This window comes from Umezawaea sp. Da 62-37 (assembly GCF_032460545.1).
Classification (GTDB): domain Bacteria; phylum Actinomycetota; class Actinomycetes; order Mycobacteriales; family Pseudonocardiaceae; genus Umezawaea.
Genome location: NZ_CP135965.1, coordinates 11,239,431 through 11,259,621, shown reverse-complemented (window position 1 = coordinate 11,259,621; position 20,191 = coordinate 11,239,431). Strand labels below are relative to the sequence as shown.

The 20,191-nt window shown below is 73.9% G+C and carries 6 protein-coding genes and 1 pseudogene; 3 read left to right on the top strand and 4 right to left on the bottom strand.

The annotated features are described in order from the left end of the window. Positions 1-8 precede the first annotated feature (8 nt). Positions 9-14,051: pseudogene (locus RM788_RS50550) on the bottom strand (type I polyketide synthase); the annotation flags it as partial. Between the two features lie 335 nt (positions 14,052-14,386). Here RM788_RS50550 and RM788_RS50545 point away from each other — a divergent pair. After that, on the top strand, positions 14,387-15,589 hold the full coding sequence (locus RM788_RS50545; RefSeq protein WP_315928867.1) for a cytochrome P450: 1,203 nt from the start codon (positions 14,387-14,389) through the stop codon (positions 15,587-15,589). A gap of 278 nt (positions 15,590-15,867) precedes the next feature. Here the strand turns inward: RM788_RS50545 and RM788_RS50540 are convergent, their stop codons facing one another. Next, entirely contained in the window at positions 15,868-17,076 is a 1,209-nt protein-coding gene (locus RM788_RS50540; RefSeq protein ID WP_315928865.1) for a cytochrome P450, read from the bottom strand. Positions 17,077-17,267: 191 nt separating this feature from the next. On the opposite strand from RM788_RS50540, the gene RM788_RS50535 reads away from it, so the two are divergent. Together RM788_RS50535 and RM788_RS50530 are read left to right on the top strand one after the other, a co-directional pair. Next, a complete protein-coding gene (locus tag RM788_RS50535) occupies positions 17,268-18,149 on the top strand; it encodes a 3-hydroxyacyl-CoA dehydrogenase family protein (protein WP_315928863.1) in 882 nt (293 codons plus the stop codon). Beyond that, positions 18,146-18,397: an acyl carrier protein gene (locus RM788_RS50530; protein WP_315928861.1), complete on the top strand. Its 252-nt coding sequence runs from the start codon at positions 18,146-18,148 to the stop codon at positions 18,395-18,397. The genes RM788_RS50535 and RM788_RS50530 overlap by 4 nt, the downstream gene beginning before the upstream one ends. A gap of 40 nt (positions 18,398-18,437) precedes the next feature. Here the strand turns inward: RM788_RS50530 and RM788_RS50525 are convergent, their stop codons facing one another. Continuing rightward, a complete protein-coding gene (locus RM788_RS50525) occupies positions 18,438-19,106 on the bottom strand; it encodes a class I SAM-dependent methyltransferase (RefSeq protein ID WP_315928859.1) in 669 nt (222 codons plus the stop codon). Then, entirely contained in the window at positions 19,099-20,178 is a 1,080-nt protein-coding gene (locus tag RM788_RS50520; RefSeq protein ID WP_315928858.1) for an HAD-IIIC family phosphatase, read from the bottom strand. Before RM788_RS50520 ends, RM788_RS50525 begins: the two co-directional genes overlap by 8 nt. Positions 20,179-20,191: the final 13 nt, after the last annotated feature.

The window sequence follows — 20,191 nt, the reverse complement described above, 5'->3', positions numbered from 1 at the left end:
GGCACCCGTCACGAGGTGCCGAGTTCGTTGTCGATCAGGTCGAACAGCTCGTCGTCCGTGGTGACGTCCAGCGCGCTGACCAGGTCTTCCACCGCGTCCGCGGGGACCAGTTCGGCCACCAGGTGATCGGCGATCGCGCCCGCCGTGGGGTGGTCGAACAGCAGCGTGGCGGGCAGGCGCAGGCCGGTGGCCGAGGCGAGGCGGTTGCGCAGCTCGACCGCGGTCAGCGAGTCGAACCCGAGGTCCAGCAGCCCCTTGCCCGCCGGGACGGTGGCGTCCGGCGCGCCCAGCACCGTGCCGACCTGGACGCGCACCAGGTCCAGCAGCACGCGGCGACGGCGTTCCGGGGTCAGCGGCCGCAGCCGCTCGGCCAGGCCCGCGGTGTCCTCGCCCGCCGCGGTGGCCGTGCGGCGCACCGCCGGGACGATCCCGCGCAGGAACGCGGGCACGTCCTGCCCGGCCAGCACGGCGGTGTCCAGGCGCAACGGCGCCACGACCGGCAGGTCAGCGGCGACGGCCCGGTCGAACAGCGCCAGCCCTTCGGCCACGGTGAACGGCACGATGCCGCCGCGGGCGATCCGGCGCAGATCGGCTTCGGTGAGCTGCCCGCTCATGCCGCGCTCGGTGGCCCACAGGCCCCACTCGATCGACAGCGCGGGCAGCCCCTCGGCGCGCCGCCGGTGCGCCAGCGCGTCCAGGAAGGCGTTGCCCGCCGCGTAGTTGGCCTGCGCCGCCCCGCCGAAGGCCGCGGCGATCGAGGAGAACAGCACGAACCGGGCGGGTCGACGGGACGCCGTCAGCTCGTGCAGGTGCACGGCGGCGTCGACCTTCGGGCGCAGCGCGGTCGCCACCTGCTCGTCGGTGAGGGTCTCCAGCAGCCCGTCCGCGACCACGCCCGCGCAGTGCACGACCCCGGCCAGCGGCCGGTCCGACGGCAGGCTGTCCACCAGCTCCGCCAACGCCGTCCGGTCGGTGATGTCGCAGGCGACGATCCGGACGTCCGCGTCGAGCGCCGCCAGTTCGGCCGCTCCCTCGGCCTCCGGGCCGCTTCGGCTCACCAGCACCAGGTGGCGGACGCCGTGCGCGGTCACCAGGTGGCGGGCCACCTCGGCGCCGATGCCACCGGTGCCGCCGGTGACGAGCACGGTGCCCTCGGTGTCCCAGCCCGCGTCGCCCCCGGTGTCCTCGGAGCGGATCCACCGGCCGACGCGCACGACTCCGCCGCGCAGCACCAGTTGCGGCTCACCGCTGGCGACGGCGTCCGCCAGCACCGCGTCGGAGGCCGGGTCGTCGTCGGTGTCGACGAGCGCGAAACGGCCGGGGTGCTCGGTCTGCGCCGTGCGCACCAGGCCCCGCACCGCGGCGTTGACGAGGTCAGGCACGTCGTCGTCCACCTCGGCCGGGACCGCGCCGTGGGTGACGAGCACCAGCCGGGTGCCCGTCCGGCTGGGATCCGCCAGCCAGTCGCGCAGCAGCGCCAACGTCCGGGTGGTCGCGGCGTGCACGGCCGCGGGCAAGTCCGCGGGATGGGTGTCCCTGGGCAGGTCCACCACTTCCGCGTCCGCCACGTCCGCGACGCCACCGGGCAGTTCCCGCCACTCCATCCGGTACAGCGGGTCGAGCACGGTGGCCGGGCGCACCCGGTCCGCCGACACGGGGCGCAGGACCAGCGAGTCGATGGTGGCGACCGGCAGGCCCGCGGCGTCCGCCACGTGCACGGCGACCGAGTCCCGTCCGTTGGGGACGAGCCGCAGCCGCACCGAACCGGCTCCGGAGGCGTGCACCTGGACACCGCTGAGCGCGAACGGCAGCCAGCCGCCGTCGCGGCCCGACAGGACGCTGAACGCGAGCGAGTGCAGGGCGCTGTCCAGCAGCGCCGGGTGCAGGGCGAACGTCGCGGCCTCGGGCAGCCGTTCCTCGGGCAGCAGGGCTTCGGCGAACACCTCGTCCCCGCGCCGCCACACCGCGCGCAACCCGCGGAAGGCGGGCCCGTAGGCGAACCCGCCCGCCTCCAGCCGGTCGTACAGGTCCGTCATGTCCACCGGTTCGGCACCGGGCGGCGGCCACTCGGCCAGGTCGACGGCCGCCACGGGCAGCGGGCCGCCGAGCACCGCGCCGGCGTGCCGCGTCCACGATCCGCCGGGAGCGGTGCGGGCGTGCACGGTGAGCGTGCGCTGCCCGGCCGCGTCCGGCGCGGCCACGGTCAGCCGCAGGTCGGCGCCACCCGAGGCGGGCAGGACGAGCGGGGCCTCCAGCGTCAGTTCGGCCACCCGCGGGCAGCCGGTCTCGTCCCCCGCCCGCACGGCCAGTTCCAGGAACGCCGTCGCCGGGAAGATCGCGGAGCCGAACACGCCGTGGTCGGCCAGCCACGGCTGGGTGGCGGTGCCGATCCGGGCGGAGAACAGGTGACCGCCGGTCTCGGGCAACTCCGCTCCGGCGCCGAGCAGCGGGTGACCGACCGCGTCGAGTCCGGCCGCGACCGCGCCGCCCGCGCCGGGCGGCGCGTCCAGCCAGTAGCGACGGCGTTGGAAGGCGTAGGTGGGCAGGTCCACGCGGCGGCCGGGCAGCGAGGCCCAGTCCACCCGGACGCCCCTGGCGTGGGCGTGGGCCAGCGCGGTGATCGCGGACCGCTCCTCCGAGCGCCGCCGGTCCAGCACGGGGATCGCGGCGCGGTCGGTGTCGTCGGCGGGCAGCGATTCCGGCACCAGCGCCGTGAGCTGGGCGTCCGGCCCGAGTTCGAGGAACGTCGTGACGCCCTCCCGGACCAGCGCCGTGACGCCGTCGGCGAACCGGACGGCGCGGCGGGCGTGCTCGACCCAGTAGCCGGGCGTGGTGATGTCCTCGCCCGCCGGCGCCCCGGTCACGTTGGACACGATCGGCAGGTTCGGCGGACTCAGGGTCAGGCCTTCGGCGATCTCCCGGAACTCGGCGAGCACGGGGTCCAGGTGCGAGGAGTGGAAGGCGTGGCCGGCGCGCAGGCGCTTCACCCGGCGGCCGAGCGCGGTGAAGTGCGCGGCCACGGCCAGCACCTCGGTCTCGTCACCGGACACGACGGTGGCGGTGGGCCCGTTGACCGCGGCGATGTCGACCGCGGAGCCGTACCCGGCCAGCACCTCGGCGACCTCCGCCTCGGTCGCCCGCAGCGACACCATCAGCCCGTCGGCGCGGGCGGACTGCATCAACCGGCCCCGCGCGGCGACCAGGGTGGCCGCGTCGGCGAGCGGGAACACACCCGCCACGTGCGCGGCGGCGAGTTCGCCGATGGAGTGGCCGAGCAGGAAGTCCGGGCGGACGCCCCAGTGCTCCAGCAGCCGGAAGACGGCGACCTCGACGGCGAACAGCGCGGGCTGGGTGTACTCGGTGCGGTCGAGCAGCGTGGAGTCCAGGTCGAACACGACGTCGCGCAACGGGCGGTCCAGCAGCGGTTCGAACGCGGCGCACACGGCCTCGAACGCGTCGGCGTAGGCGGGGAACGCCGTGTACAGCCCGACGCCCATGCCCGGTCGCTGGCTGCCCTGGCCGGGGAACAGGAACGCGGTGCGGCCGGTGCGGGCGGCGACGGCCCGCACGCCGTCCCAGGCTTCGCCGTGCTCGGCGAGGGCGGTCAGCCGCTCGACCAGTTCGGCGCCGTCGTCGCCGACGACCACCGCGCGGTGCTCCAGCCCCGCGCGGGTGGTGGCCAGCGAGAACCCGACGTCGGCCGGGTCGAAGTCCTGCCGCGCCAACGAGTCCCGCAGCCGGGCGGCTTGCGCGCGGAGCGCTTCGGGGGTGTGGGCCGACAACGGCCAGGCGACCGTCCCGGACTCGTCCTGGGTCCGCGGTGCGGCGGGCAGGTCGGGGGCCTGCTCGATGATGGTGTGCGCGTTGGTGCCGCTCACGCCGAACCCGGACACGCCCGCCCGGCGGGGCCGGTCGACGGCGGGCCACGGCGTGCGCTCGGCGACCACCCGCATCGACCCGGCGGTCCAGTCGACGTGCGGGCTGGGCGCGTCGAAGTGCAGCGTCGCGGGCACCACGCCGTGGCGCAGCGCGAGCACGACCTTGAGGATGCCCGCCATGCCCGCGGCGGCCTGGGTGTGGCCGATGTTCGACTTCACCGAGCCGAGCAGCACGGGGGTCTCGCGGTCGCGGCCGTAGGTGGCCAGCAGCGCCTGCGCCTCGATGGGGTCGCCCAGCGACGTGCCGGTGCCGTGGGCCTCGACCACGTCGACGTCGCCCGTGGTGATCCCGGCGTCGGCGAGCGCGGCCCGGATGACCCGTTGCTGCGACGGCCCGTTGGGGGCGGTCAGCCCGTTGGACGCGCCGTCCTGGTTGACCGCCGTGCCCTTGACGACGGCGAGCACCGGGTGGCCGTGGCGGCGGGCGTCGGAGAGCCGTTCGACCAGGATCAGGCCGATGCCCTCGCCCCACGCGGTGCCGTCGGCGCCCGCGGAGAACGGCTTGCACCGGCTGTTCGCGGCCAGCCCGGCCTGCCTGCTGAACTCGACGAACGTGGTGGGCGTGGCCATGATCGTCGCACCGCCGACCAGTGCCAGCGACGACTCACCGGCTCTCAGGGAGCGGACGGCCATGTGCAGCGCGACCAGCGACGACGAGCACGCCGTGTCCACCGTGACGGCGGGTCCCTCCAGGCCCAGCACGTAGGAGATGCGGCCGGAGGCCACGCTGCCCGCGCTGCCGATGCCGAGGTAGCCCTCGTACTCCTCGGCGGGCTCGGTCAGCCGCGACCCGTACTCGTGGTGGCTGGACCCGATGTACACGCCGGTGTCGCTGCCGCGCAGCGACGACGGGTCGATGCCCGCGCGCTCCAGCGCCTCCCACGCGGTCTCCAGCAGCAGCCGCTGCTGGGGGTCGATGGTCAGCGCCTCGCGCGGGGAGATCCCGAAGAACGCGGGGTCGAAGTCGGCGGCGTCGTGCAGGAACCCGCCCTGGCGCGCAGACGTCTGGCCCGCGCGGTCGCCGAACAGGCCGGTCAGGTCCCAGCCGCGGTCGGTCGGGAAGTCGGAGATGGCGTCGGTGCCGCTGTGGAGCAGCTCCCAGAACGCCTCCGGGGTGCTGACGCCGCCGGGGAAGCGGCAGCTCATCGCCACGATGGCGATCGGGTCGTCCGCGGCGGCCTCCCGCGCCACCGGTGCGGCGGCGGGCTCGTCGTCCCCGGCCAGTCCGGCGCGCAGGTGCTCGACGAGCGCCTCCACCGACGGGTGGTCGAAGACCAGGGTCACCGACAGCGGCACACCGGTGCGTTCGGCCAGCCGGTTGCGCAGCTCCACGGCGGTGACGGAGTCGAACCCGAGGTCCTGGAAGGCCCGGTGCACGTCCACCGCGGTGGCGTCGGCGTGGCCGAGGACGTCGGCGACGGTGGAACGGACCAGGTCCAGCAGCAGCCGGTCCCGTTCGGCCGCCGCCACGGCGGTCAGCGCGGGCTTCACGGTCTCCGGGACGACCGCCTCGGGCAGGTCGGCGAACATCCGGGTCGGCCGGGCCGTGGTGTAGACGTGGGCGTAGCGCTGCCAGTCGAAGTCGCCTATCACCACACGGGTGTCCCCCAGGGTCAGCGACCGCCGCAGGGCGGCCAGCGCCCGTTCCGGCGGCATGGCGGGCAGGCCGTCGCGGGCGATCCGCTCACCGACCGCGCCACCGGCCAGGCCGTCGGCCTCCCACAGGCCCCAGCCCGCGGACGTGGCGGGCAGACCCGCCGCACGCCGCTGCTCGGCGAGGCCGTCGAGGTAGGCGTTGGCCGCCGCGTAGACGGCCTGGCCCGCGCCGCCGAGGGTGGCGGCCAGCGACGAGAACAGGACGAACGCGGACAGGTCGAGGTCGAGGGTCAGCTCGTGCAGGTTCCGGGCGGCCACCACCTTGGGCCGCAGCACGCCCCTGGCCCGGTCGGGGGTGATCGCGCCGATGACCGAGTCGTCCAGGACACCGGCCAGGTGGAACACCGCGGTCAGCGGAGCGTCGGCGGGCACGGCGGCGATCACCTCGGCGAGGCGGTCGCGGTCGGCGGCGTCGCAGGCCACGACGGTGACCCGCGCGCCGAGTTCTTCCAGGTCCCGCACCAGTTCCCCGGAGGCCCGGCCGCCGCGGCTCGTCAGCAGGAGGTGGCGCGCGCCGAGTCCGGCCAGCCAGCGGGCGACGTGGCCGCCGAGCGCTCCGGTGCCGCCCGTCACCAGCACGGTGCCGTCGGTCCGCCACGGCGTGCCACCGCTGCCGGACGGCGCCGGGGCGCGGTGCAGCCGTCGGCCGAAGGCGCCGGACGCGCGCACGGCGATCTGGTCCTCGCCACCGGCGTCGGCGAGCACGCCCGCGACCCGGTCGGCGACTCGTCCGTCCACTTCGGACGGCAGGTCGACCAGGCCGGCCCACCGGCTCGGGTGTTCCACGCCCGCCACGACGCCGAGACCCCACAGCATCGCCTGCGCCGGGTCGACGGGGCCGCCGACGGCCACCGCGCCCCGCGTCGCCCACCACAGCGGGGCGGCGACACCCGCGTCGGCGACGGCCTGGACGACCGCGACGGCGCGCAGCAGACCGGCTTCGGCTTCGAGGTGGTCGAGCGAGCACAGCGAGAGCACCCCGACCGGGGCGTCCCCGGCGGTGGCCAGGCGGATGCGGTCGGCCGCGGTCGCGCGGTCGTCGTCGCCGAGCTCCGCCGTGACGACGGACGCGCCGCGGTCGCGCAGGGCGGTCAGCAGCACGGTCTGCGGGTCGCCCTCGGGAAGCAGCACCAGCCACGTGCCGGACAGCCTCTTCGAGCCGCCGGTCAACGACTGCCAGCCGGTGCGGTAGCGCCAGGAGTCCGCCTCCGACTGCTCGCGGCCGCCCCGGTACCAGTCGGCCAGCGCGGGCAGGGCGGGGCGCAGCGAGTCCAGTTCGGCGGGCAGGCCGTCGCCGCTGGTCACGGCGTCCCAGAAGCGCCGCTCCACCGCGGACTGGCCGGTGGCCTTGGCGGTGACGGGCGGCAGCCAGTACCGCTCGCGCTGGAAGGCGTAGGTGGGCAGCGGCACCACCCGGCCACCCGGCAGGGCGGACGGCCAGTCCACGTGACCGCCGCGGACGTGCAGCGCGGCCAGCGAGGTGAGCATCCTGGTCGCCCCGCCGTCGTCGCGGCGCAGCGAGCCGACCGCGGTCACGGTCTCGCCCGCGTGCTCGGCGATCTCCTCGACGTTCGTCATCAGCGCCGGGTGGGCGCTGCACTCGACGAACGTGCGGTGCCCGTCGGCGAGCAGCGACCGCACCGCGGCGAGGAAGTCCACCGGGTGCCGCAGGTTCTCGTACCAGTAGTCGGGGGTCAGCCCGCGCGTCCCGAACGCGGCGCCGGTCACCGTGGAGTAGAACGGCACCTCGGCCTGGCGCGGCCGGATCCCGGCGAGCACGGTCAGCAGTTCCCCGTGCAGGGACTCAACCTGCGGGGAGTGCGCGGCGAAGTCGACGCCGGGCACGATCCACCGCCACACGCCGTCCTTCGCCAGCGCGGCGCTGAACTCCTCCAGCGCGGCCACGTCGCCCGCGACGGTCACCGCGGACTCGCCGTTGACAGCGGCCACCGACAGGCTCGGCCACGGCCCGAGGCGTTCCAGCACCTCGTCACGCGGCCGGAGGACGAACATCATGCCGCCGGAGCCGGTCGTGGCCCGCAGCGCGCGGCTGCGCAGCGCCACGACCTTGACGGCGTCGGCCAGCGACAGCGCGCCCGCGACGCAGGCCGCGGCGACCTCGCCCTGCGAGTGCCCGACCACCGCGTCCGGCCGCACGCCGAACGACTTCCACAGCGCGGCGAGCGACACCATCACCGAGAACAGCGCGGGCTGCACGACGTCCACCCGGTCCAGGCCGGGGCCGTCGCCGCGCAGCACGTCCGGCAGCGACCAGTCCACGTGGACGCGGAACGCCTCGTCGCACTCGCGCAGCCGGTCCGCGAACACCGGGTAGCGCTCGGCCAGCTCCAGTCCCATGCCCAGCCACTCGACGCCCTGGCCGGGGAACACGAACACGGTCTTGCCGCGCTTGCCCACGACCCCGCGGACGACAGCGGTCGCGGACTCGTCCGCGGCCAGCGCCCGCAGCCCGGCCGCGAGGTCGTCGACGTCCTCGCCGACCACGGCGGCGCGGTGGTCGAACGCGGTGCGCGTGGTCGCCAACGACCGCGCGACGTCGGCCGGGGCGCCGTCCACCGCCAGCAGCCGCGAAGCCTGTTCCCGCAGGGCTTCCGGCGTCCGCGCGGACAGCACCCACGCCACCGGGCCAGGTTCGGAGGGCGGCGCGGGGCTTTCCGCCGAGGGCTGCTCCAGGATCACGTGGGCGTTGGTGCCGCTCAGCCCGAACGCCGACACGCCTGCCCTGCGGGGCCGCCCGTCGGTCTCCCACGGCCGGTCGCCGGTGGCCAGTTCGACCGGCGCGGCCTCCCAGTCGATGAACGACGACGGGGTCCCGGCGTGCAGCGTGCGGGGCAGGAGGCCGTGTTCGAAGGCCAGCACCACCTTGATCACCCCGGCCAGCCCGGAGGCGGCCTGGGTGTGGCCGATGTTCGACTTCACCGAGCCGAGCAGCAGCGGACGGCCGGGCGCCCGGCCCTGGCCGTAGACCGCCTGCACGGCCTGGGCCTCGATGGGGTCGCCGAGCTTCGTGCCGGTGCCGTGCGCCTCCACGACGTCCACCTCGGACGCGGTCAGCCCGGCCGAGGCGAGCGCCTGCCGGATGACCCGCTGCTGCGCGAGGCCGCTCGGCGCGGTGAGCCCGTTGCTGGCGCCGTCCTGGTTGACCGCGCTCGACCGCAGCACGGCGAGCACGCGGCGACCGGCCGCGCGGGCGGTCGACAACCGTTCCAGCAGCACGAATCCGGCGCCCTCGCCGATACCGAAGCCGTCGGCCCCTTCGGCGAACGCCTTGGAGCGGCCGTCGACGGCCAGCGCGCGCTGCCTGCTGTAGGTGCCGAACGCCAGCGGCGCGCCCATCACCGTGACGCCACCGGCCAGTGCCAGTGAGCACTCGCCCGCCCGCACCGACCGCGCGGCCAGGTGCAGGGCGACCAGGCCGGACGAGCACGCGGTGTCCACGGTGATCGCCGGGCCTTCGAGCCCGAAGGTGTAGGACACGCGGCCGGACAGCACGCTGGTGGAGATGCCCGCGACGATGTGGGTCTCGACGTTCGGGTCGGCCTGCGCCGGGTCGCCGCCGTACCCCTGGTAGGCCGCGCCGACGAACACGCCGACCGGGGCGCCGCGCAGGTCGTCGGTCCGGACACCGGCGCGTTCGAACGACTCCCACGCCAGTTCCAGCGCGAGCCGCTGCTGCGGGTCCATGGCCAGCGCCTCGCGGGGCGAGATGCCGAAGAAGCCGGGGTCGAACCGGTCCGCGTCGTGCAGGAAGTACCCGCCGCGCACGTAGCTGTGGCCGGGGCGGTCGGGGTCCGGGTCGTACCGGTCCCCGACGTCCCAGCCGCGGTCCAGCGGCAGGTCGGTGTAGGCGTCGCGGCCGTCGGCGACCAGCCGCCAGAGGTCCTCGGGGGTCCGCACGTCGCCGGGGAACCGGCAGGCCATGGCGACGATGACGACCGGGTCGTCGGCGTCGTCGGACACCACCGTCGGCAACGCCGTGTCTTCCTTGCCGCCGAACAGCTTCTCGACCAGGTGCGAAGCCAGTGCGTCGACGCTGGAGTGGTCGAACACGACGGTCACCGGGAGCGGCAGGCCGGTGACGGTGGCGAGGCGGTCCCGCATCGAGACCGCGGTGAGCGAGTCGAACCCGAGGTCGCGGAACGCGCGGCCGTCGGCGATCTCGTCCGGCGAGTCGTAGCCGAGCACCCCGGCCGTCTGCTCGCGGACGAGGCCCGCCAGCGCGTCGAGCCGGTCGGCCGCGGTCAGACCGCGCAGCCGGTCGCGCAGCAGGGCCGCGACGTCGTTGCCGTCGTCGGGTTCGGCGTCCTGGCTCCCGAGGACGCGCCGGACGTCCGGCAGGTCGGCGATCAGCGGGCTGGGCCGGGCCGAGGTGAACACCGGGGCGAAGCGGGTCCAGTCGACGGCGGCGCAGATCGTCAGGGCGGCGTCGCCGCCGAGGATGCGACCGAGACCGTCGAGCGCGGCGGCGGGGTCCATGAACGGGATGCCCTGTGCCAGCAGCCGGTCCTCCGCCAGGTCGGCGGCCATGCCGCCGCCGTCGGCGGGATCCCAGATGCCCCAGGCGATCGAGGTCCCCGCCAGGCCGCGGCCGCGGCGGTGCTCGGCGAGACCGTCGAGGAACGCGTTCGAGGCCGCGTAGGCGCCGTGGATCGAGCTGCCCCACACCCCGGAGATGGAGGAGAACAGCACGAAGTCGGTGACGTCCGCGCCGAACTCGGCGTCCAGGTTGACCGCGCCCGCCATCTTGGCGCGGGCGGTGTCGGCGAACTCGGCCACGTCGGTGTCCTGGAGCGCCACCAGTTCGCCGGACGCGGCGGCGTGCAGCACGGTGCCGATGTCGTGGCCGTCGGCCCGCAGCGCGGCGACCGCGTCGCGCAGCGCGTCGGCGTCGGCGACGTCGCAGGCCACGGCGGTGATCTCGCTGCCGAGCGCGGACGCGCGCTCGACCAGGTCCGCCGGTGCGACGCCCCGCCTGCTCATCAGCACGATCCGTTCGGCACCGCGACCCGCCAGCCACTCGGCGAGCTGGACGCCGATGCCACCGGTACCGCCGGTGATCAGCGTGGTGCCGCGGGGGCGCCAGTCGGTGTCGGCGGGCAGGGCGGTCCGCACCAGCCGTCGGACGGACAGGCCGTTCGCGCGGACGGCGATCTGGTCCTCCGAGCCCGATCCGGCGAGGGCCTCGGCCAGCCGGGGGGCGGTGGTGCCGTCGAGGGTGGTCGGCAGGTCGAGCAGGCCGCCCCACCGGGTCGGGTGCTCCAGGGCTGCGACCCGGCCGAGACCCCAGACCACCTGCTGGGCGGGGTTGGTCACCGGGTCCTCGGCGCCGGTGGTCACCGCGCCGCGGGTGAGGCACCACAGCGGGGTGGGCGCGTCGAGGGCCTGGACCAGGTCGAGGGTGCTCGCGACGCCGTTGGGCAGGAAGGGGTGGTCGGGGTGCGGGCGTTCGTCCAAGGCCAGCAGGGACAGCACACCGGCGAACGCGGCGGCCCGCGCGACGGCTCCGGTGAGCGCTTCGCGGTCGGTCGCGGTGACCAGCACGGCCGTCGTGCCCACGGCGTCGAGGACGGTGGCGAGCACGTCGGCGTCCAGGTCCGGTGGCGCGACGACGAGCCACGGGCCGTCGAGCACGGTGTCCGGGGTGGTGAAGGGCGTCCAGCCGACGGAGTAGCCCCAGTCGTCGGGCCCGCCGGTCGCGACGGCGTCCGCGGTGGCCTTCATCGGGAGCCAGTAGCGCTTGCGCTGGAAGGCGTAGGCCGGCAGGTCCGCGGTGCGCAGGGCACCGGCGGGGAGGGCGGCGGTCCAGTCGACCGGCACCCCGGCCGTCCACGCCTGGCCCAGCGCGAGCGCCCAGGTGTCCGGGCCGCCCTGGTCGCGGCGCAGCGTGGGGATGACAGCGATGTCGGCGCCCGCCTGTTCGGCGGTGTCGTGCACGGCGAGCGTGAGCACGGGGTGGGCGCTGGGTTCGACGAACACGCCGAACCCGTCGCCGACCAGGCTCCGCACCACGTGGTCGAACCGCACCTGATCGCGCAGGTTGCGGTACCAGTAGTCGCCGTCGGCGGCGGCGTCGCGGATCCACTCCCCCGTCACCGTGGAGCGCCAGGGGATCTCGGGGACGAGCGGGGTCACGTCCCGCAGCAACTCGGCCAGCTCGTCGCGGATCTCTTCCACCACGGCGGAGTGCGAGGCGTAGTCCACGGCGATCCGCCGCACCCGGAGGTCACCGCACCGGGCGACGAACTCGTCCAACGCGGCCGACTCACCGGACACGACCACCGCGCCAGGCCCGTTCACCGCCGCGACGGAGACGCCCTCGCCCAGCAGCGCCTCGACCTCGGCCAGCGGAGCCGCCACGGACACCATTCCGCCGCGACCCGCCAACCGGCCGATCGCCTTGCTGCGTTGCGCGACCACCCGTGCGCCGTCTTCCAACGACAACGCCCCGGCCACCACCGCAGCGGCGATTTCACCTTGCGAATGGCCGACGACCGCTGACGGCTCGACACCCACCGAACGCCACAACCGCGCCAGCGACACCATCACGGCCCACAGCACCGGCTGCACGACGTCCACCCGTTGCAACAGGGCTTCATCTGCCAGCGCTTCCCGCAACGACCAGTCCACGAACGGCGCCAACGCCCGTTCGCACTCCGCCATCCGCTCCGCGAACACCGCCGAGGACTCCAGCAGTTCGACACCCATGCCGACCCACTGCGAACCCTGACCGGGGAACACGAACACCACCCGGCCGTCGGTCCGCGCGGGACCGGTGCCGAGGACAGCGCCGTCGGTGGGAATGCCACCGTCGGCCAGAACGTCCAGTCGTGCGGCGAAATCCGCCGCCTCGCGCCCGACCACGACGGCCCGGTGCTCCCACGCGGACCGGTTCCCGGCCAGGGACGCGGCCACGTCCGCGGGGCGCGCTCCGCCGTTGCGGGCCAGCCAGGCGGACAGGCCCGCGGCCTGGGCGCGCAGGGCCGCGCCCGAACGGGCGGACAGCACCCACGGCACGACACCGCCTGCTTCGACGACCTCGGAGGCCTCGACCGCCGGGGCCTCCTCGATGATCACGTGCGCGTTGGTGCCGCTGATCCCGAACGCGGACACGCCCGCGCGGCGCGGCCGGTCGGACGCGGGCCAGTCGCGGGCCTCGGACAGCAGCCGGACCGCGCCCGTCGACCAGTCCACGAACGGCGAGGGCTCGTCGGCGTGCAGGGTGCGCGGCAGCAGTTCGTGCCGCAGCGCCTGCACCATCTTGATCACGCCGCCGATACCCGCCGCGGCGGAGGTGTGGCCGATGTTGGACTTCAGCGAACCGAGCCACAGTGGACGGTCGGCCTCGCGGTTGCGGCCGTACTCCGCCAGCAGCGCCCCGGCCTCGATCGGGTCGCCGAGCCGGGTGCCGGTGCCGTGGCCCTCCACCGCGTCCACGTCGATCGGCGCGAGTTCGGCCGCGGCCAGCGCGTCGCGGATGACCTCGCGCTGCGCGGTGGCGTTCGGCGCGGCCAGGCCGTTGCTGGCGCCGTCCTGGTTGACCGCGCTGGACCTGAGCACCGCGAGGACGCGGCGGCCGTTGCGCAGCGCGTCGGAAAGCCGTTCCAGCAGCACGACCCCGACGCCCTCGGACCAGCCGGTGCCGTCGGCACCGGCGCCGAACGCCTTGCAGCGCCCGTCCGGGGCAAGGCCGCCCTGCTGGCTGAACGAGACGAACGGGTCGGGCACGGGCATGACCGTCACGCCGCCCGCAAGGGCCAGCGAGCAGTCCCCGGCGCGCAGCGCGCGAGCCGCCAGGTGCAGTGCCACCAGGGACGAGGAGCAGGCCGTGTTGACGGTGATCGCGGGGCCGCGCAAGCCGAGCGTGTAGGCGACCCGGCCGGACACGACGCTGGTGTGCGTGCCGGTGTCCAGGAACCCTTCCGCGCCAGGGGGAACGTCGAACGCGGCCGAGCCGTAACCGTTCTCGATCGCGCCGAAGAACACCCCGGTCCTGGTGTCGCGCAACGACGACGGCGCGATCCCGGCCCGTTCCACCGCGTCCCAGGAGGACTCCAGCACCAGCCGCTGCTGCGGGTCCATCGCCAGGGCCTCGTTCGGGGACACGCCGAAGAACCCGGCGTCGAAGTCACCCGCGCCGTCGAGGAAACCGCCCTCGCGGCACAGCGACTTCCCCGGCACGGCGGGTCCCGGCCGGTACAGGTCAGCGGTGTTCCAGCCGCGGTCGTCCGGCCACTCGGCGATGGCGTCGCGACCACCGGCGACCAGGTCCCACAGGTCCTCGGGGGACCGCACCCCGCCGGGGTAGCGGCAGCTCATCGCGACGATCGCGATGGGCTCGCCGGACTTGGCCTCCAGGTCGCGCACCTGGGTGCGGGCGTCGGCCAGCTCCCCCATGGCGCGGCGCAGGTATCCGAGCAGCTTCTCGTCCTCGGCCACGGGATCACACCGTCCCGAAGTGGTCGCCCGCGCGCTGTGCCCCGTGCCAGAACATTGGTTACCCCGTCTTCGACTTCCGCGCAGAACTCGGCGGCCCTCCCGGACCCAGCCCAAGCTAAGAAGTGGGCATAGCGCGGCTATATCGCCCTTCACCAGCGACAACGCGGACGGCGACCGGCGCTATCGGGACGATAGGGACGATGACCGATCATCACCGCCGAGGTCACCCGAACGAACCTGGCCGCCGCGCGGGCGTGGGAACGCGGCGCGGGCGAGGAGGACGTGACGATCCGGCGCGGGCCGTCTCGGGGACCTACCGGCCCGAGAGGAATCGCATGAGCACGCAGGAGACGACGCCGCAGTACCCGGTCGGCGACACCAGCCGGCTGAGCGCGGACCCGTGGTACAGCGCGGCCCGCGAGGAGGCCCCGATGGCCAGGGTGCGGATGCCCTACGGCGGCGAGGCGTGGCTGGCGGTGCGGCACTCCTCGGTCCGCACGGCCCAGTCCGACCCCCGGTTCAGCCGCGCGGCCACGGCCGAACTCGGCGAGGCCGCCCCGCGCATGGTGCCCGGCACCCCGCCCGTGGGGTCGGTCCTGACCATGGACGGCGCCGACCACACGCGGGTGCGCAGGTTCATGGCCAAGGCGTTCACCGTGCGCCGCATCGAACAGCTGCGGCCCCGCGTGCAGGAGATCGTCGACGGGCTGCTCGACGAGATGGCCGCGCACGGCTCGCCCGCGGACCTGAAGAAGTTCGTCGCGGAACCGTTGCCGGTGATGGTGATCTGCGAGGTGCTGGGCATCCCGGCGGCCGAACGCGCCGACTTCCGGGTGCTCACCGAGACCATCATGTCCGGCGTGTTCACCTCGGACGAGGCGCAGGAGTCGATCGCCAAGTTCCTGGGCTACCTCAACGGTTTGGTGGCCGCCAAGCGCGCTGAGCCCGGCGATGACGTGCTCAGCACGCTGGTCACCGCCGTGGACAGGGAGGACCGGCTCAGCGAGATCGAGCTGGCGTCGCTCGCGGTCGCCCTGCTGGTCGGCGGCCACGAGACGATCCTCAACACCGTCCTCAACTTCACCTACACGCTGCTGACCACACCGGACGAGCTGGCGAAGCTGCACGAACGTCCCGAGTTGATCAACCAGGCCGTGGAGGAGCTGCTGCGGCACGTGCCGATCAACTCCGGTGGCGCGTTCGGGACCGTGGCCAAGGAGGACATCGAGTTCGGGGACGTGGTGGTGCGGGCGGGTGAGACGGTGGTGGCGGACATCGCGTCGGCCAATCGCGACGCCGGGGTATTCGCGGATCCGGATGTGCTGAACCTGGATCGGAAGGGGATTCAGCACCTGACGTTCGGGTTCGGGCCGCATCATTGCATCGGGGCGCAGTTGGCGAGGATGGATTTGCAGGTGGCATTGGGGACGTTGCTGGGGCGGTTTCCGGGGTTGCGGTTGGCGGTGCCGGCGGAGGAGGTCCAGTGGCGTGAAGGGGTGCTGATCCGGGGGGTGGAGGGGTTGGTTGTGGCTTGGTGAGGTGGGGCTTGGGGCGGAGTGCGGGTTGGGTTTTAGGGAGCGAAGGGCCCCCCGTCGCCATATTGTCTCTAGCACTTCACCCCCGTTTGTCAAGACGATGAAGCCATTTTGACAAACGGGGGTGAAGTGAGAGCAGGCTTGGGATCGGGGGCAGGTGGGGAGGTCTGGCTTCGCCAGCATCGGGCTTTGCCCGACAAGGCATCAGGCTGCGCCTGACTTGGGCATTCGATGCTCCGCATCGAACAAGGCGTCCGGCGCTTCGCGACGGATCGGGTGCCTCACCAGGTGATCGGCAGTTCCAGGACGCTGCGCATGAAAGTGCCGGTGCGCCATTTCAGGTCTTCGTCGGGGACGGCGATTCGCAGGTCCGGGAAGCGGTCCAGCAGGGTCTCCATCGCGATCTGCATCTCCATCCGCGCCAGGGCCGCGCCCAGGCAGTGGTGCGGGCCGTGGCCGAAGCCGACGTGCGGGCCTGGTTGGCGGGTGAGGTCGAGGACGTCGGCGCGGTCGAAGGCGTCCTCGTCGCGGTTCGCGGAGCCCAGTGACGCGACCACCGGCTCGCCCGCGCGCACCAGCACGCCGCCCACCTCGATGTCGACGAGCGCGTACCGCGCCAGCACCGGACCCAGGCCGAGGGGGATGTAGCGCATCAGCTCTTCGACGGCCTGGGGGATCAGGCTGCGGTCGGCGCGCAGGCGGGCGAGTTCGTCGGGGTGGTGCAGGAGCGTGTAGACGAAGTTGGGGATCTGGCTGGTGATGTTCTCGTGGCCGGCGCCCAGCAGGACGATGGCCAGGCTGAGGATCTCCTCGCCGGTGAAGCGGTCGTCCTGGTCGCGGGCCAGCACCAGGCCGCTGAGCAGGTCGTCCTCGGGCTTCTCCTGGCGCTGCCGCAACAACTCCGACATGTACTGGACGAGGCTGCCCAGGCGGGCCTGGGTCTCTTCGGCGGTGAGCGTGGTCGCGGAGGCGAACACCTCGGACCAGACGAGGAACCTGTGCTGGTCCTCCACCGGGACGCCGAGCATGGTGCAGATCATCGCGACGGGCAGCGGGGAGGCGAAGTTCTCGATCAGGTCGACCGGGGAGCCGTGCTCGACCATCCGGTCGACCAGCTCGTTCGCGACCTGTTCCGCCTTGGGGCGCAGGCGTTCCACGTTGCGGTGGGTGAACGCCTTGCCCGCGAGCCTGCGGACGCGGGAGTGCTCCGGCGGGTCCATCGACAGGATCACGCCGGGGCCGACGGTCTGGGGGGAGGTGCGCGGCTCGTCGAGGCCCGCCGCGGCGGCGGCCGCCCTGCTGAAGCGGTGGTCCCCCAGCACGATCCGGACGTCCTCGTAGCGGGTGGCGAGCCAGCCCTCCTCGCCGTAGGGCATCTTGACCCGGACCAGTTGGCGGCCCGCGCGCGACCGCGCGTAGCGCTCGTCCAGTTCCAGGTCCTCGGCGCGGTTGAAGGGATAGCCGACCGGCTCGGCCCGAGTGGTGTCCACGGTGTCCTCTCCCAGGTGCTCGCCGGGCCGGGTGGGTGCGACAGAGGTGACCCGGCCTGCCGGAGCGGGAGGTTAGCGGGGCGTCATAGCGCGGCCCTAGCGGGAACGGGGGCGCGGCGACGCTATCGGGACGATAGCGGCGGTGCCCGACCATGACCGCCGAGAACCCGCATCGAACGCAGGGAGGTCCCGTGACGGCCGCGGCACGCGATGATGGACATCCGCTCGTCGTCGTGGGCGCGGGCGTGATGGGCACCGGCATCACCACGCTCGCCCTCGCGCACGGCGTCCCCGTGACGCTGGTGGACCTGGACCGCGCGGTCCTGGACCGGGCGGAGATCGCCATCGCCCGGAACCTGCGGACCGCGGCGCTGCTCGGCGCGCTCCCGCCGGACACCCCGACCGGACGGCTGGACGCGATGACCGACCTGGCGTCGGCCCTGTCCGGATCGGTCGCGGTGGCGGTGGTCGAGGCCGTCACCGAGGACCCCGCGACGAAGGCGGACGTGCTGGCGCGGGTGTCGGCGGCGGTTCCGGACGGCACGCCGCTGATCTCCAACACCTCGTCCATCCCGATCGACGAGCTGGCGGCCGCCGTGGTGCGACCGGCGGACCTGCTCGGCACCCACTTCATGAACCCGGCCTACCTGATCACGACCGTCGAGGTGATCCCCGGCCCGCGCACCGCACCGGACGTGGTCGCGGCGGCGACGAAGTTCCTCGGCGAGCTGCGCCGGACGCCCATCGTGGTGCGGGACTCGCCGGGGTTCGTGACCAGCAGGCTGCTGCACCCGATGATCAACGACGCGGCCCGGCTGGTGGAGGAGGGCGTGGCGTCCATCGAGGACGTGGACGCGCTCATGCAGGGGTGCCTGGGGCATCCCACGGGTCCGCTGAGGACGGCCGACCTGATCGGGATCGACAACCTGGTCGACGCGCTCGACGTGCTGCACCTGCGCACCGGTGACGAGCGGAGCCGGCCGTGCGGGTTGCTGCTGGCGAAGGTGCGCGACGGGCACCACGGTCGCAAGAGCGGCCGCGGGTTCTACGACTACGAAGAGGCGCTGCCATGACGGTCTCGGCCACCCCGGACACCATCGAGCGGGAGTTGATCGACTTCCTGGAGACGCGGACGAAGGCGGGGTGGACGGTGACCCGCGACCTGTTCGGGGAGGGCGGGTTGTCGTCGCTGTTCGCGATGGAACTGGTGGTGCACCTGGAGCAGCGGTACGGGATCACGATCACCGGCGCGAACCTGAAGCTGGCGAACTTCCGGACGGTGGGCGCGATGGTGGAGCTCGTGGTCCGGTTGCGGGGGTAGGTCTTCACCGCGGGCGGGGGACGGTGTCCCCCGCCCGTTCTCACGCGGTCTTGCGCCGCACAAGGGTGAGGCCGTCGGCGACGGTCAGCAGGACGATGTCCACCTCGTGGTCGTCGCGGATGAGGGCGTTGACCTTGCGGACGCCCTCGGTGTCCGGGTCGGTCATCGAGGGATCGGTGACGCGGCCGAAGAAGAGGGTGTTGTCCAGGACCACCAGGCCGCCGGGGCGCACGAGGCGGACCGCCCGCTCGTAGTAGGCCGGGTAACCCGCCTTGTCGGCGTCGACGAAGACGAGGTCGAAGGCCTCCGCCTGGCCGTCGGCCAGCAGGGCGTCCATTGTGGACTCGGCCGGGCCCACGCGGAGGTCGATGCGGTCGGTCACGCCCGCGCGCTGCCAGAAGGGGGCGCCGATGTCGGCCCAGCGGGTGGTGATGTCGCAGGTGATGAGGCGGCCGTAGGCGGGGAGCGACCTGGCCATGCAGAGCGTGCTGTACCCGGTGTAGGTGCCCAGTTCCAGCACGGAACGGGCGCCCACCAGGCTGACCAGGAGTCCCAGGAACTGGCCTTCCTCCGGCATCACCTGCAACGAGGCGCCGCCGGGGAGTTCGGCGGTCTCCTCGCGCAGTTCGCGGAGGATCGCGTCCTCGCGCAGGGACATCTCGCGCACGTACCCGGCCAGTGCCGGGGTGACGTCCAGCTGGTCAGCCATGGTGCACCTCCACCGCGGCCAGGTCGACCGCGTCGAGCGTCACGACCGGCGACACCGGTCGGGGTTCGGGCAGCAGGTGCAGCCGCAGCACGCCGTCCGCCGCGGCGGGGCCCAGGGCGGTCAGGCAGGCGCAGGGTTCGTCGTCGAAGCCCGCGAACCGGTAGGCGATGTCCATCATGCGGTTGCGGGCGGTGGGCTTGAAGTCGGCGGCCAGGTGCACGCCCGCACGGGCCGCGCGGTCGACGATCCAGTTGAGCAGGGTGGATCCGGCGCCGAACGCCACCACCCGGCAGGAGGTGGCGAGGAGTTTGAGGTGCCACAGGGCGGGGGTGCGGTGGAGCAGGACGATGCCGACGGCGCCGTGCGGGCCGAAGCGGTCGGACATCGTGACCACCAGCACCTCGTGGTCCGGGTCGTCCACCAGACCGCGCAGGTCGGCGTCGTCGTAGGGCACGCCGGTCGCGTTCATCTGGCTGGTGCGCAACGTCAACTCGGCCGCGCGGGCCAGTTCGCGTTCGGTGGCGCGGACGACGGTCATGCGCAGGTCGAGGGTGCGCAGGAAGTCCTCGTCGGGGCCGGTGAAGGTCTCCCGTTCGGCGTCGCGACGGAAGCCCGCCTGGTACATCCGCCTGCGGCGGGACGAGTCCTCGGTGACCACCGGCGGGGTGAACTCGGGCAGGGCGACCAGATCGGCGGCCTGCTCGGCCGGGTAGCAGCGCACCTCGGGGAGGTGGAAGGCGACCTCGGCGCGTTCGGTGGGCTGGTCGTCCACGAACGCGATGGTGGACTCGGCGAAGTTCAGCTCCTCCGCGATCTCCTTCACCGACACCGATTTCGGGCCCCAACCGATCCGCGGCAGCACGAAGTACTCGGCCAGGCCCACCTGTTCGAGGCGGGCCCACGCGACGTCGTGGTCGTTCTTGCTGGCGATCGACTGCAGGACGCCGCGGGCGTCCAGCTCGGTGATCACGCGCCGGATCCCCTCCGGCACCTCCACGTCGTCGCCCTCGGCCAACGTGCCACGCCACAGCGTGTTGTCGAGGTCCCACACCAGGCACTTCACGATCGTCATGCCGCTCCGTTCT

Excerpts from the sequence above, each read along its gene's own strand:
- RM788_RS50545 (WP_315928867.1), top strand. The coding sequence starts at position 14,387 with ATGAGCACGCAGGAGACGACGCCGCAGTACCCGGTCGGCGACACCAGC.
- RM788_RS50530 (WP_315928861.1), top strand. The coding sequence starts at position 18,146 with ATGACGGTCTCGGCCACCCCGGACACCATCGAGCGGGAGTTGATCGAC.
- RM788_RS50525 (WP_315928859.1), bottom strand. The coding sequence starts at position 19,106 with ATGGCTGACCAGCTGGACGTCACCCCGGCACTGGCCGGGTACGTGCGC.
- RM788_RS50520 (WP_315928858.1), bottom strand. The coding sequence starts at position 20,178 with ATGACGATCGTGAAGTGCCTGGTGTGGGACCTCGACAACACGCTGTGG.